A 13,984-nucleotide genomic window follows, 5' to 3' on the forward strand; every position below is an offset into this window, starting at 1 on the left:
GTAGTTGTACATATGGCAATATTACGATTCATGTGGGTTTTATCACTTTTGAATCGCTCTCCAAAGTATTCCACGTTATATCTATTACGCCACCTCCGACTTTCTCGAGGGCAATTTTCAGATTAAATGAATCTATTCGTGTGTTATATGATTTGATAATTCTATTGACGTCTCTTTCGTAAGGAAGATTTTCACAGCTGTGCTTATCCTCTGGATGAAAATATATATTAACCTCCAGGTGCGAGCCATCCTTTTCGTATGAGTCCAGATTTAACTCATATGAAATTTCATTGTATCTACAAGCTCCGTTTCCCAGATGAAAGTGTACACCTTGATTATCCGCGCCATATCCTTCCCAAACTTCGACTTCTAGGCCAAATTCACCGTCTTCATTGTCATTGGGATAGAAATTATAGATATACTCTAATCCTCTTTTCAGGTATTTCTTAGTGCTGAATGAATCAGCTCTATTTTTCCCACCATCTTCCTTGATCCTTCTGACAAATCCGTTCTCATTTTCTACCCCGTACCTTAGCGTGAACAGTTTTTGGCAAATATTCCTCTTATCAAACTTTACCGTTCTCGATACCACTGCTGAATTAGTTACAGGGACCTCACGAATTACACTTCCGTGCTTTGCAGTCCTAGTCTCATCCAAGTCGTCGTTAATGGTAATTTGAGTATGCATGTATTCGACTTCAAAGATCGCTTGGTGCGGCGGCATTTCTAAAATAGCTCGCTTAATCTGTTCGAAATTTTGACCAACAGTGCTGATCAATTCAAAGTGCCCCCCCTCTAAAATAGATAGTGATGGAAAATACCCTTTTGCTAGGCTGTCGTTTACAACTTTGTCATCTTTACTTCCGAAACACAAGACAGGGATAGGAATAGAGTGACTGTTAAACTGGTCAGCATGAATTACTTTTTCCAGCATGAACCGTTCAATTTCTGTAATTTGATTACTTAGACCCCTAAATAGTTTATGTAATTTTCCGCCTCTTGATCCTAACTTTAGATAATTTAGTATTGACCTGTTAATTGCAAAAACAGGTGTTGAGACTAAAATCACTGATTTTAGGTGGGTGATATCATTTGCAGCGTTGACCTCGCATATTTGTTTCAAGAAGGCCTCAATAAGTATTCCTCCAAAACCGTGTCCAATTGTGATGAAATCATTTGTTGGATGTTTATGTCTAACTTCTTTCAAGAAATTAGCAAATGAATCTACTTCTTTTTTTAGCAGGTCATACGGGGAATCTAAACTTGGTGTATGACTGTACTCATACGTTTGAATTATAATTATATCTTGTAATTCAGCGTCAATGGAAACTTGGCTTATAAAGTCTTCGTATTCAACTGGTGAAGCGCGTATTTCCCCAACGAGAACCAGAACTTTGGGAATTGTTTTCTTACTCATCACCAGCTATTTTGAAAACAAAGAAATTAACGTTACCAACATACGTTATCGAGTCTCCCACTACCTTTGAGAAAGAGTATTTAGTGTCAGCCTTGAAGGATTGCCACAAATTTTCACTCAGTATGTTTTCCATGATAGAACCTGTTAAAAGAGAATATCTGCAATCCAGATATTCTGAGAGTGACAGGTGTTTAGAAAATTGTCTGACATAATGCTCTACAAGCAAAAATCCATTTTCTTGCATCAGTTCGACGACGTTCTCCGGCTCTTCAAAAAAAGTTTCGCTGGGTATATTGGTTTTCGTAATCTCGTTCAAGTAATCGTCGGACAGGTATGACTTAACCGTATCACTCCAAATCGAGTTGTATGCTGTTTGACCTTCTCCCCAAGTAGTAAAAACCAGAAATCCGCTTGGCTTCAGCACGGTTTTGATATTCTTCAATAAGTCCTGGATTTCTCTAACGTGAGAAAACACGAAGCTAGCTGAAACAACATCGAAGGTATTTGCCGGGAATGGAATAGAAGGTAATGAAATTTTAATTATGTTGTCAATTCCCTTGCTCCTGGCGACTTGAAGCATTTCACTGCTACTGTCGAGGCCGTAAATCTTAAAATTTGGATTCAGTTTACTTATTTGAGTAATTACTATTCCTGTGCCGGTACCTAGATCTATGCATACATTTTCACGATCAGCGTCTGTATACCGAATTATTACTTGGGCTAACTCCAAAGCAGGGGTCTCAAACCGTTGCTTTACGACAAATCTTTCATAGTTTGATGCTGCTCTATCGTAGTTCATGGTATGCGATGTGTTATAAGTTATACGTTGCTTTAATTTCACTCAGAACACTTGTATTTCCCTCTAAATTCGTAAACAACTCCATAAATGTTTTTTCTCCGCCGCGAAACATAACGGTGGTTTCGATCACGTTTTTTACGTATCTTAATAAGTTGTTTTGTCTATCAATTCTAATCTTAATGGATAATGGTAATTCATCTACGAAATGATCAACATTCGATACGGTACTGAACGTTTGTGATTTGCTCAGTAAGAAAATGAACTCTTGCTTCTCTTTAAAACTCCACTCTAAATTTTGATAGGGTGAGCGCTTCGGAATCAGCAGATGTGCTGGGATCTACCACCTCCTCTGAAAGAAGCTCCACTATTTTCAGGCACTTGTAATTTATTCTGTTTATGCTCAGGCCATATTGTTCAGTAGATAGAAGACCATTCAGATTTTCTCTTTCAACGCGATTGTATTGTTGTTGTAAAGAGGTTATTTCATTTCTGAACCCCGAAGCATTATTATTTTCCATGACCCTGTCAAAGAACTTAATTAGGTTGTTATTTACAAGAAGGCTCCTTAATTCAGTATCCATTGCAGCTTCACACTTGTTTTGACTAAAATACACAGTTTGGCGGATTATACGCACCACTAATATAATCGCGCCGCGTGAAAATACCATGGCCCCACGCCGGCAACGGAGGACTACCGCCCAAGGAGTTTGGGCAGCGCCAAGTGGGGTAAACTGATTAATTTTAGAGTGTCCAGCTTTGGGTACGTCTTCATCCGGCGATTCCCTTCTCCTGGTATGCCGGGTGTACTGAAACCGAAGCCATCGCCAGCGATTGAACCTTCCATTCGTCACCGACGATGCAAAAAGGCGTTAGTAGAGTGTGGCCGACCACCGAGCCACCGACTGCAACCAGGGAGCGTTGGGGGAAGAATGCGGGTGATTTACTTAGCCGTTCAACTAAGTGCTCTTCCTAATGATCACTCAGCTCCTCCGCCGCGAAGGCTTCCAAAATCACTTGGAGGACCTTTCTGTGATCAGCGGGCCTCCAACTCTGCCTATCGCCTGGATAGGGGTGACTTGTAAGCGGATGGTCAGATAAAGATATCATGGCTTATAACGTGGGAACAGGGTGACGCCAAGTCACCTTCACCAAGTACAAACCATCCGAAGACTTCAGCACTGTACTGGATGGTCTGCCTACGTGGGCATTGCATTTTACCCTCCTCACAGATTTACCAGTTAATTACTTCTACCGGTCCATTGTACCAATCTTCGTGGTGGAAGTCCTTGTAGCCTCGCTTCGGCTTGATTTCCTTTACGGAGGCCAGGCCAAATAGGTAAGTAACGGCAACGTAATGCGTTCCCCCTTTACTCAGGTCAATCGGTTCACCGCCGTAGGAAGCTTGGGATCGATCCAACCTCGCATGGAGCTTAATGCGTGTCTTCTCACAGGTAGTAATCCGGAAGCGTTCACCGGGTCTGACTGCGGCGACCTGACGGTTTCCCACGAAAAGGTAAATCGGTTTCTCCGCCCCAACAGCACCCAGACGATACAAAAAAATGTCGGAGCAATTTGCGCCGGCTTGTGCGGTGGCTTGACCAAAAGCAAGATTTCGTATTTGCAACTCCTGGGTCGACTGATCATTGGTCAACGGGCACCTGAATAATGCTACCCCGCTTGCCGCAGAGCGAATGTCCCTGAACACGATGTCGAGGTTTGTCGGAACATTCGCAACTACGGTTTGCTTAACCGATGACCCAAGTTGATTTCCCAATTTGATCTCCGCGGCCTGCGTTCGGTTGCCCTTTTCATCAAAAAGGTAGATGGAAGATTTACTTAGGTTAATGACTTGGTCGGAATCCGTTGAAGTGACCTGGAATTTGAAGTTAGCGGTCGTGCCGGTTTTTGAATAGGAAATCAGGTCCACGGTCAGGCCCAGTATTTCGGTTGACCAAATTGCATTTAACCGATCAACGGCAATGGGCTGGCCGTAGCTGAAAAAAGATAAATTTCGTAACTGGAATTTTCGCCGGCTTCGTTCGTTGCCCAGCTCACCCGAGAAGAGAACGACTCCTTTAGATCCAGCCCTGAAGCCGGCAAACTCTACATACAGATCGGTGATGACATCGGCTTCCAGTGTCTGACTGACGGTTCTGCCGCGATTATTTCCCAGCCGCAGATTAGTAGCTTTATAGGAGCCCCCCCGGTCGTCCCAAACCTCAAACGACGAGCTGTGGAGCCTGATCGGCCGGTCCTCCTGAAAGCTGGTGATCTTGAAGTGGACGAGAAGGTTACCATCGTTTTCCCGGTAACTTACCAGGTTCAGATCGAAGTCGAGGATGTTATCGTGCCAGAGCCCCTTTTCGGATATATCGTTGCCTCTCCTCGGGGTTGCAATCGGGGAATTCCGTTTGGTGTTGGTGGTTAGTATGATGCGACCGGTGCTGAAGGTATGTTTGCCTCCGTCTATGCGCTGAATACCGATCCTCATTTGCGTAACGCCGGTGGTAGAGGAACTGACGTTTGAAAAGTTGATCTCCAATTCTACGGGTACCCCCTGTATCAATTCGTAAGAGAAAGACCGGCCCGAGACACTGCCAAACCGTAGATCGGTTGCCTGGTACTTCTTTCCGGACTCGTCGTAAAACTCGATGGAATTTGTCGAAAGTCTGATTTGTTGGTCCTGTGTCAGGGAGGTCAGGGTAAACGTAGCCGTTGTCCTCGATCCATTTTTCCGGATTTCCTTACCCTGCAGGCGAAATCCCAAAGCCGTTTCATCAAGATCGGGGCTTCCGGTCAGGTTATCGCTCAATCCAAGTTTATCCTGGGTGATGCCACCAAGAATCATGGACTGATTTTCGATAAAGAATTCCGAGGTTAGGCGAGCGATGTCATCGGACTGAAGGACGTACCCGTCTGTGGTGCCGTCGTCGTAAACTTCCACGGACTGCAGCATGCCCAGGTATATCTTGTTACCGTCGATGGTGGTAAACAGTGCGGCGCCGCTCAGCCCTTTGGTGAATTTGTCGCGAAAATCCCGAGGCTGAACGGTGATGAACTCATCCTCGATATTCCTGATATTCACCTGCATCAGGGAAGCGCTCCCGTCCCGCTGCCTCACCTCTAGGTAGCCGTTGACTACTTGGTCCAGAATTGATGCGTAGTCGCTGGGTATGCTCCACCGGGTGCAGTTTTGCGCCCCCCCGTCCGTTACACGGAGAACCGCGATGTCGTTGGGAAACCGCTTGACCAGCTCCACGTTCGACCTGACGCTTTTGTCGCCGAAGACATCTATGGTAAGGCCGGAATTTTCCACCACGTGGTAGGGGGATATCACGAAGCACTCACCGTTCCTGCTGAGCAGTACTCCCCGTCCAATCTCCGAGCTTTCTATAAACACCGTTGATTGGGCCGAAAGCGAGTGGTAGCAGAGAAGCAGGACAGCCATTAACCCGCATTTCCTGACACGGTGCATCGCTGAAGACTGCTTCATGATAGTGTCTTTCTGAAGTTGTAAATGTCCATCATGAAGGTTAAAAGCGTAGTTAGGAAGATCAGAACTCCCAAAAAGAGGGATAGGACCTGAAACAATTTGTCGGCAATTAACCGGTCATAAAATGATGCGGATATGGGAAATCCCTTTGTCTGCTCTTTTGGCCCCGGACGGATAATTTCTGCCTCTTGGGCCATGATCCGGTAGGCTGAGTTCATGGCCGGACTCCCATCGAGTGCGACAAAGCCATTTGCTTTGTCGGAATCGGGACCTAGGAAAACCAGGAAGTCCCCCGTTGAAAGCAGGTGCTCGCCCGCATCAAAGTAGTTGGACTGTCCGTTGCTTACGCCCGTCATCGAAACCGTTCCACCCTGCAACAGGGGTATTGTCCGACCCGACACCTCCACCTCGACGGATCGACCTAGCCGATACTCACCCATAATAGGAAATACCAAGCTATTGCCTTGATTAAGTACGGCCTCCGGTGATTCGACGATGATCTCAACGAAATCGCTTGCTTCGTACACGATCCTTCCGTCAACATCCCGGTATGCCCGGCCAACACTGCCGCAGCTTTGACAGGTTGCCCGGATGACCAACGGGCCGTGATAGATTCTTTCGAAACGAAGTGCGGTGCCGGGCTCCACGGCGAAGCCTCCTTCAAAGGAGTCCAGGACGATGTTCGCTTCCCGGTCAAACAGGAGGGCCTCATGAAGCTGTAGCCGGTTAGCATTATCCGGGGAAACCAGGATTTCCACGATTTCTGTCCTCGCACTAACGTTATAGATTGTCTCAATGGGATCCAGCAACAGCCTGATTGCCAGGATCAGAAACAGTGCCAAACTGATCAGGATGAAAATGTACAGGAACACCTTCTTCATGGGAGGGCATCGTGGGTCGAAATCAGCAGGGGGAACCGGTTGAAGGACACTGACCTGGGACCCCGGCGGACACGTTGCTCAATAAAAATTTCACAATGCTCGTAGCGTGGGTGCCAAGGTATTTTCACGTAACTGTTGAATGAAACGCTCGAGAACCCATCGATCGGTACGGACTGAAATACCAGTGTTGAATCCCTTCCCTTATCGTAAATTTTAATGTTGGTCGTTTTATCACAATTCAGTAGTACCGTTATGGTATCCTGATTTACTGGCTTTTGCCATCCAGAAATCAGGTACGATTCCGCGTTCTCTTTGCACTTGCCCACCGATGAAAGGATTACCACCTCGGTCGGGGCATATTTGCGCAAGTCACCCAAATACTTAGTGGGCCAGGCAAGCTCGTAGATGCCGCTTGTAAGACCCTTAACGGAGTACTCCCGTGCGCCGCTGTATCTCCCGTCAATCGAGGTAATCTCGGTGCAAATCGTCGAGGTTGACTTGAGCGGAGGAATGCCCACGAAAAAGGAGTTTCCGACCTTGTCACCCTCCGAGAATATCCCAAGGCCCACTCGTATTTCACCGCTTACCGGCACCCGATTCCGCCAACTCTCCCAGGCAGGGTCGGGCTCTGGTAAGGGGTTAATAAGCGGTGATTGGGCGAGCAGCAGCGAGATATTGCAGAATAAACACGCTAATATGAATAGTGAATTGGTCATTATCCAAATTTTCTATTGTGAAGATAAGAAAAATTTAAAAGTCCTTAAAGGATACCCGAGACGCTCGCTATAGATGGCGACACAAACAAAGTTTTCGGCTATGACATGTAAGAACCGGGTGACCGAGCATTAACCGCTCGTTGGGGTGATGCCCGCGGAGAAACCCAGACCCTCCCAGCGCAAACTGCAAGCCGCTGCACCCGCGTCCCCGCCCCGCAGAAGTGCCGGCAAATCAATCCATCCAACCATTATTCCCTCAATCTCCAACTAAAACCGTACCTTTGCGCCCTCTTAGATCACGCGGGTGGTTGAGGACCTGCGCTGGAGCTTCCCCAAAAGCATAGTGTAGCAGGCCGTTTCGCCCGTTTAAAAACAGGTGAAATGGAAAATTTCAGTGAACTGAACCTCCGCGAGGAGGTCAAACGCGCCGTGGCGCAATTGGGCTTCGAAACCCCTACGCCCGTCCAGGCGCAGACCATCCCCGCTATCCTCGATTCCGACCGCGACCTCATCGCCCTGGCCCGTACGGGTACCGGTAAGACGGCCGGTTTCGGACTCCCCGTAGTCGACGGTATCGATACCGACGTCGACGCCGTACAGGCCCTTATCCTCTGTCCGACCCGCGAACTATGTCTGCAGATCGCCCGCGACCTTACCGAGTTCGCCCGCTTCCGCGACGGCGTCAACGTGGTGGCCGTCTATGGCGGGGCCAGCGCCGGTGACCAGATCCGCGCCATCCGCGGCGGTGCCAAGATCGTTGTGGGTACCCCCGGCCGGACGCTCGACCTCATCAACCGCAAGAAACTGGTCGTCGACCAGCTCAAGCGCGTGGTGCTCGACGAGGCCGACGAGATGCTCAACATGGGCTTCCAGGAAGAACTCAACGGCATCCTCGACGCTACCCCCAAGGAGAAGCAGACCCTCCTCTTCTCGGCCACCATGCCGAAGGAGGCCCGCAAGATCTCCACGGACTACATGAACGACCCCCAGGAGATCAGCGTCGACCACACCGAAGCCGGTAACTCCAATATCACTCACATTTACTATAAGGTGAAGGGCAGCCACCGCTTCAGCCTGCTGAAGCTGCTGGTGGAACTCGACCCCGACATGTACGCCGTCATCTTCTGCCGCACCCGCCGCGAGGTCGACGGCGTCGCTGAAGACCTCCGCTTCGCCGGCCACGCCGCCGATGCCCTGCACGGCGACATGAGCCAGGCCCAGCGCGACGATGTCATGAAGCGCTTCCGTAAGGGACGCATCAAGCTGCTCGTCGCCACCGACGTGGCCGCCCGCGGCCTCGACGTCTCCGACCTCACCCACGTCATCAACTACAACCTGCCCGACGCCCCCGAGGTCTACGTGCACCGCAGCGGCCGTACCGGTCGTGCCGGCAAGGAAGGCACCGCCGTCTCCATCGTCACCGGCCGCGAGCTGCGGAAGATCCGCGACATCGAGCGCTACGGCAAACTGGAGTTCAGCGAGGCGCCCATCCCCTCGCAGGAGGAGGTGTACAAGCAGCGCGCCCTGCGCTTCGTCGACTCGGTGAAGACCGCCGAGATGACCGACAAGAAACTTATGGCCCAGCTGCCGGAGATCGTCAGCGGACTTTCCGAGCTCGAGCGGGACGACCTCATCCAGCAGTTCGTCGCCTTCTCGCTGGCCGACTTCAGCAAGCAGGTCGGCAGCAGCAAGCCGGTCGAGGCCGGTAAGGATAAGCCGGAAAAGGAGAAGCGCGAGCGCCGCGGCAACGTCAGCTACACCCGCCTCTGCATGTCCGCCGGACGCCGCCAGGGCTACACCGTCCCCCAGGTGATCGGGATGCTCAACAAGAACGTGCCCGGCCGCAAGATCGACCTCGGCAAGATCGACCTGCAGAACAACCTCACCTTCATCGACGTCGACAGCACCGAAGCCGGCCGCGTGGTCGCCTCCATGAGCGGCGTCCAGGACCGCGGCAACGACGTGGCCCTGCGCATCTACGACGGCGGCGCCCCCGTCGGCAACGACGACGGCCCCCGCGAGAAGCGGCCCCGCAACAAGTACAAAACCTTTTCCGGCGGCAACCCCGGCAACTTCAAAAAGAAGAAGCACCGCAAAGGCTAGTACGACGCTGCCTCCGGGAGCGAGGAATCCAGTCAAGAGACCCAGGTTACACCACCCCAGCACCTAAAGGTCCCCCACCCGCAGGTACCGCCCCTTCTTCGTCCCAAAGCGCGTAAGCAGCTTCAGCCACAGCACCGCCGTGATGTAGCAGTCGCCGAGGGCGGTGTGCCGATCCGACAACGGGATGCGGTGCCGCCGTGCCAGCGCGTCGAGGGAGTACGTCTCCTTCGGCGTCCAGTAGCCGGCGGGGCGGAGCCGCTTCGCCAGTTCGACCGTATCGAAAACCCGGTTGCGTAGTGGCCCCGCCCCCTGCCGCGCCAGCGCCGCATTAATCATCGCAACGTCGAAGCCGATGTGGTGCCCCACGATGATGGCGTTGCCGACGTAGGCCAGCAGATCCTCCATCAGCTGGGCTTCGTTGGTGAAGGTGTAGCGGTGCGAGTTCGGGATAATGCCGTGGATGCGGATCGTGTCCGGTACCGTGCGCCCCTCCGGCGTCGGCAGGTACTCCTCGAACTTTTCCCCCAGTTGGATGGAGTTGCCGAGCACCCGTAGTCCACCCAGCGAGAGGATGCGATCGTCGTGGATGTCCAGCCCGGTAGTCTCCGCGTCGAGCACGACTACGGGAATCTCGTGCAGCTCCCGATCCGCGGGATAGTCGTGCCCGCCCGCATTTACGTAAGCGCGGTAGAACGCGGGCCAGTGAGGATCCCACGGTTCGCCCGGCGGGCCGATGAAGGGCGTCAGCAAATCGCGGAGCCAGGGGGCCAGGGCCATTACCGCATGAAATTTAGCTGAAACCGCAGCTCCAGCAGTTTTTGGATCTCCCCGACCGGATTGAAGCTGTTGCGCAACAGCAAGCGCTGTACCTGCGTAAGCTCGCCGGGCCGCACGAAGCGACCGCTGTCGTTGCGCTTCAGGCCCAGCTCGGCCCGCAGGCGAATCAGCAATTCGTAGGCTTTGGCGGCCTCTTCGTAGAGCCGGGCATTCTGCGGCTCTATGGTGGCCAGGGCCTCGTACCGCTTCAGGGTATTGTTGATGTTGCCCTGTCCGGCCTGCAGGATCAGCACGCGGGCGGCGTCGGTCAGGGGCCGCATGGCGCGGGCCTTGAGATCGAACTGGTCCTTATGCTCGCCGGAGCGCTCCACGACGAAGTTGCGGAAGAAGGTCAGCGGACTCGGGTTCTGCAGCGCCGCCATCGCCAGGCTGGCCTGGAAGCGGGTGCTGCGCCGCTCCATTTCCAGGAAGATGTGGTCCGTAAGCTTGTCCGGCAGACTGCCGTCGCCCCACACGCCGCGATAGTCGAAGAAAATACTGGTGTGCAGCATACTCTCCGCCGTATTGTCGTGCATCCAGCTGCTGAACTGCTCCTTCCAGCGGCTCGCGCTGAGGCACCACTTGGGGTTACTGGCCATCATGTCGCCGTCGCAGTAGTCGAAGCCCACCTCGTTCAGGTATTCGGTAATGTATTCCGCGAGCTGCAGGAAGTAGTCCTTGGTCGCCGGGTAGCGGGCCTCGGGCACGTCCTCGAAGATCAGCGCGTTGTCCTGGTCGGTGCGCAGCAGCTGCTCCCCGCGCCCCTGGCTGCCGAGGGTGAGCCAGTCGAACAGTGCCGGCGGGTTACCGCGCCCGTCCTGCTGCATTCGGGCCAGGCTCATCTTGATGCACTTGCGGATGATCTCATCGTTGATCTGCGTCATCACGGCGGTGATGTAGCCGATGGCGACCTCTTTTTCCAGGAAGCCCCCCAGCAGCCGCTCGCTGCGGTCGCGCAACTCCCGCAGGTAACTCGCAGTGGTGGCCACGCCGATCTCCTGGATGATGACCGCCGGGTTGTTGCCCTGCAGCAGTAGCAGGTCGTGCTCGCTGATCACGCCGGTCACGCGGGTACGGTCGGTTCCGTCCTCGGTCTGTACCAGGTGGTGCTTGCCGGTGCGGATCATCTTGATCTGTACGTCGGCCACCGTCGCCTGCTGCGCCAGGCAGAGGACCGGGGCAGACATGATGGTCGTCACCGGCAGCTTACGGCTCACGGCCCCGGTGGCCACGCAGCGTCGCAGGTCCCGGTCGGTGATGATGCCGCTCGGCCGGAAGTCGTCGTCGACGATCACGATGGAGCCGACGTTGTGCTCCGTCATGCGACGTGCCGCGTCGATGATGGTGTCCGTACGGAGGCATACGACGGGGTCGCGGGAGCGGTGCAGCGTATGCAACGACATCAGGTCCGGCTCCGGGGCCGCGGCGGCCATCTCCTGTCGACGCGCGGCACGGTATTCCACGGCGTAGCGGCTGCTACCCGCCATGCTGGTCACCAGGTACTCGAGTACCCGGGGATAGTTCGGGATGATCTCCCGGAATCCCTCGCTGTTGATGGCGTAGAGCAGCGATTCCTCGACGGCACGGGCCAAGAAGACGTAGTTGTCCTCGGCCAGCAGCGGGCGAATGCCGAAGATGTCCTGCTCGCCGCAACGCTCCACCAGCAACTCATTGCCGTCGACGTCTTCGCTGTAGAGTTCCACCGTACCTTCCTTGACCACAAAGAAGCGGTCGCGCGGCGGTTCGCCGGGCCGGAAAACCACCGTGTCGGGGGGCTGGTAGCGTACCTCTACCCGCTCGGCAACCCGCAGCAGGGCCTCGCGGTCGAGGTAGCTGAAGGGGGCGATCTCCTTGAGGAAGTCGTAGACGCGGTAGGTGACCTGATTGGGCATCGGCCCTAATGTACGCGAATAGGTGAATTGACCCCCTGATCGTGACGGCAGGTCCGGCGGGAAGGGTAAGCGCTATTCGTAGCGCAACGATTCGATCGGATCGAGGGCCGCCGCCCGCAGGGCGGGGTAGAGGCCGGAGAGCAGTCCCACCACCGTACACACGATGAGCGCCAGGGTGATCCACAACCAGGGGACCAGGAAGCTGCCCCCCGTGAAGATGACCACGACGTTCCCGGCCAGCACCCCGAGGATGATGCCGAAGATGCCGCCCAGCTGGCAAATCACCACCGCCTCGATCAGGAACTGCAGCAGGATATTGCGCTGGGTGGCGCCGAGGGCCTTGCGCACCCCGATCTCGCGCGTCCGCTCGGTCACGGAGACCAGCATGATATTCATGAGGCCGATGGCGGCCCCCAGTAGCGTCATCAGACCGATGCTGACGGCTCCCAGGCGTAGGGTGACGGTATTGTCCCGGATGATGCTCACCAGGTCGGAGCTGTTCTCTACTTCAAAGTCGTTTTCCTGTCCGGCCCGGAGTCTTCGCACGCGACGCAGGGTCAGGGTGGCTTCGGCCATGGCGGCCTCGATCATGCTGGGGTCGCGGACGGCCACCAGCAGGTCGTAGTTGGTGGTATTGTTGGCGTAGAAGCGCTTGGCCGACTGCAATGGGATGAGTACCCGCTTGTCGTTGCTGGTCATGCTGGCTCCCTTGCTCTTAAGCGTCCCGATAACGGTATACCGATTGCCCCCGGCCGTGATTTCCTTGCCGATCGCGAAGGCGTCGTTGCCGTTGAAAAGCTCTTCGACAAGTTCCGAGCCGAGCAAGGCGAAATTGCCCCCCTCGCGGGCTTCCCGTTCGGTGAAGTTGCGGCCGGCGGCGAGTTCGAAGCCCTTGCTGGTGAGGTAGCTGGGCGTCATGCCATAGAGTCCTACGTTGGGATTGGTCTCCCGGTCGGCGTAGGTGACGGTGGTCGCGCCCCGGGCCTGGAAGCTGATGCTGACGTCGGCCGGGTAATCGTACGAATCGGTGAACTCCATCACCTGGTCGTAGGAGAAGGGGTCCGAGCGTTTGCTGCCGTTACCCCGCCCGCTACTGGAACGTACGGTTTCCCGCTTACGGTCCACCTCGAAGGTATTGGCCCCCAGGCTCGACAAGTTCGACGATAAGGAGTAGATCGCCGCGTCGATCGCCGTGAGAATGCCCACCAGGGCCATGATGCCCACGGCGATGATCATAGTGGTGAGCATGGCCCGCAGCCAGTTGTTGGTTACGCTGGAGAGCGCCACCCGGATGTTTTCCAGAAAATCCATAGATGCCAAAAGTAATTGGAGCGGTTGGGACGGGGGAGGTTTTTCGACGAATGGCAGGGTTTGTGCTGCGTGCGTCTGTCCGGCTCACCGCGGATTGGCTGCGCCTGCGGAATGGTTGCGCAGATTTTTCCCCAGGGTTCCCGGTTTCTCACAGATCGGCTGCGCCGCGCGGATTACCCACAGATTCGCTCAGATTTTTCCCGCAGGGCAATGGATTTCGCGGATTGGCGCCTGGCGCTGCGCGCCGCCGTAGCTCGAGAAAGCGTTTGCCCACTGCAATTCAGCTTGGTCGTTGGCGATGCTATTACGCGCGTTGCTTTGGTCTCACCGCGGATTGGCTGCGCCGGTGGATTGGTTTCGCGGATTTGGCGCGGATTTGGCGCGGATTTGCCGGCAAGGCTCCGGTTTCTCACAGATCGGCTGCGCCGCGCGGATTACCCACAGATTTGCTCAGATTTTCCCGCAGGGCAATGGATTTCGCGGATTGGCGACTGGCGCTGCGCGCCGCCGTAGCTCGAGAAAGCGTATCCACTGCAATTTAGTTTTCTCGTTGGCG

Annotated in this window: 10 protein-coding genes; 1 reads left to right on the plus strand and 9 read right to left on the minus strand. The window is 54.2% G+C overall.

Annotation, left to right across the window (positions count from 1 at the left end; translation table 11 throughout):
* Nucleotides 1-28: 28 nt before the first annotated feature.
* From DQG19_RS21010 to DQG19_RS20240, 6 genes are all read right to left on the minus strand, one after another.
* Nucleotides 29-1,417 (minus strand): hypothetical protein, encoded by a 1,389-nt coding sequence (locus DQG19_RS21010; RefSeq protein WP_157974625.1) that lies wholly within the window; start codon nucleotides 1,415-1,417, stop codon nucleotides 29-31.
* Nucleotides 1,410-2,216, minus strand: coding sequence for a class I SAM-dependent DNA methyltransferase (locus tag DQG19_RS20220; RefSeq protein WP_116128323.1), 807 nt, complete (start codon nucleotides 2,214-2,216; stop codon nucleotides 1,410-1,412). The genes DQG19_RS21010 and DQG19_RS20220 overlap by 8 nt, the downstream gene beginning before the upstream one ends.
* Nucleotides 2,217-2,491: 275 nt before the next feature.
* Entirely contained in the window at nucleotides 2,492-2,797 is a 306-nt protein-coding gene (locus tag DQG19_RS20225) for a hypothetical protein (protein WP_116128325.1), read from the minus strand.
* A gap of 650 nt (nucleotides 2,798-3,447) precedes the next feature.
* The gene (locus DQG19_RS20230; RefSeq protein WP_157974626.1) at nucleotides 3,448-5,709 is read right to left on the minus strand and encodes a hypothetical protein; all 2,262 of its coding nucleotides are present in this window, start codon (nucleotides 5,707-5,709) and stop codon (nucleotides 3,448-3,450) included.
* The gene (locus tag DQG19_RS20235; protein ID WP_116128329.1) at nucleotides 5,706-6,590 is read right to left on the minus strand and encodes a hypothetical protein; all 885 of its coding nucleotides are present in this window, start codon (nucleotides 6,588-6,590) and stop codon (nucleotides 5,706-5,708) included. Before DQG19_RS20235 ends, DQG19_RS20230 begins: the two co-directional genes overlap by 4 nt.
* Nucleotides 6,587-7,306, minus strand: a complete 720-nt coding sequence (locus tag DQG19_RS20240) for a hypothetical protein (protein ID WP_116128331.1) — start codon at nucleotides 7,304-7,306, stop codon at nucleotides 6,587-6,589. Before DQG19_RS20240 ends, DQG19_RS20235 begins: the two co-directional genes overlap by 4 nt.
* A gap of 381 nt (nucleotides 7,307-7,687) precedes the next feature.
* On the opposite strand from DQG19_RS20240, the gene DQG19_RS20245 reads away from it, so the two are divergent.
* The gene (locus tag DQG19_RS20245) at nucleotides 7,688-9,409 is read left to right on the plus strand and encodes a DEAD/DEAH box helicase (RefSeq protein ID WP_116128333.1); all 1,722 of its coding nucleotides are present in this window, start codon (nucleotides 7,688-7,690) and stop codon (nucleotides 9,407-9,409) included.
* Nucleotides 9,410-9,472: 63 nt separating this feature from the next.
* On the opposite strand, the gene DQG19_RS20250 is transcribed toward DQG19_RS20245, so the two are convergent.
* The 3 genes from DQG19_RS20250 to DQG19_RS20260 all read right to left on the minus strand — a co-directional run bounded on the left by DQG19_RS20250 (nucleotide 9,473) and on the right by DQG19_RS20260 (nucleotide 13,428).
* Complete coding sequence (locus DQG19_RS20250) at nucleotides 9,473-10,186, minus strand: PolC-type DNA polymerase III (protein ID WP_116128335.1); 714 nt, start codon at nucleotides 10,184-10,186, stop codon at nucleotides 9,473-9,475.
* Nucleotides 10,186-12,117, minus strand: a complete 1,932-nt coding sequence (locus tag DQG19_RS20255; protein WP_116128338.1) for a DUF294 nucleotidyltransferase-like domain-containing protein — start codon at nucleotides 12,115-12,117, stop codon at nucleotides 10,186-10,188. Before DQG19_RS20255 ends, DQG19_RS20250 begins: the two co-directional genes overlap by 1 nt.
* A gap of 72 nt (nucleotides 12,118-12,189) precedes the next feature.
* Entirely contained in the window at nucleotides 12,190-13,428 is a 1,239-nt protein-coding gene (locus DQG19_RS20260) for an ABC transporter permease (protein ID WP_116128340.1), read from the minus strand.
* Nucleotides 13,429-13,984 lie beyond the last annotated feature (556 nt).

Source organism: Lewinella sp. IMCC34183 (assembly GCF_003390915.1).
Classification (GTDB): domain Bacteria; phylum Bacteroidota; class Bacteroidia; order Chitinophagales; family Saprospiraceae; genus Neolewinella.

Bases quoted from the DNA above. Each gene is read 5' to 3' on its own strand.
- DQG19_RS20255 (WP_116128338.1), bottom strand. From the start codon at position 12,117: ATGCCCAATCAGGTCACCTACCGCGTCTACGACTTCCTCAAGGAGATC.
- DQG19_RS20220 (WP_116128323.1), bottom strand. From the start codon at position 2,216: ATGAACTACGATAGAGCAGCATCAAACTATGAAAGATTTGTCGTAAAG.
- DQG19_RS20250 (WP_116128335.1), bottom strand. From the start codon at position 10,186: ATGGCCCTGGCCCCCTGGCTCCGCGATTTGCTGACGCCCTTCATCGGC.
- DQG19_RS20240 (WP_116128331.1), bottom strand. From the start codon at position 7,306: ATGACCAATTCACTATTCATATTAGCGTGTTTATTCTGCAATATCTCG.
- DQG19_RS20230 (WP_157974626.1), bottom strand. From the start codon at position 5,709: ATGAAGCAGTCTTCAGCGATGCACCGTGTCAGGAAATGCGGGTTAATG.
- DQG19_RS20225 (WP_116128325.1), bottom strand. From the start codon at position 2,797: ATGGATACTGAATTAAGGAGCCTTCTTGTAAATAACAACCTAATTAAG.
- DQG19_RS21010 (WP_157974625.1), bottom strand. From the start codon at position 1,417: ATGAGTAAGAAAACAATTCCCAAAGTTCTGGTTCTCGTTGGGGAAATA.
- DQG19_RS20245 (WP_116128333.1), top strand. From the start codon at position 7,688: ATGGAAAATTTCAGTGAACTGAACCTCCGCGAGGAGGTCAAACGCGCC.
- DQG19_RS20235 (WP_116128329.1), bottom strand. From the start codon at position 6,590: ATGAAGAAGGTGTTCCTGTACATTTTCATCCTGATCAGTTTGGCACTG.
- DQG19_RS20260 (WP_116128340.1), bottom strand. From the start codon at position 13,428: ATGGATTTTCTGGAAAACATCCGGGTGGCGCTCTCCAGCGTAACCAAC.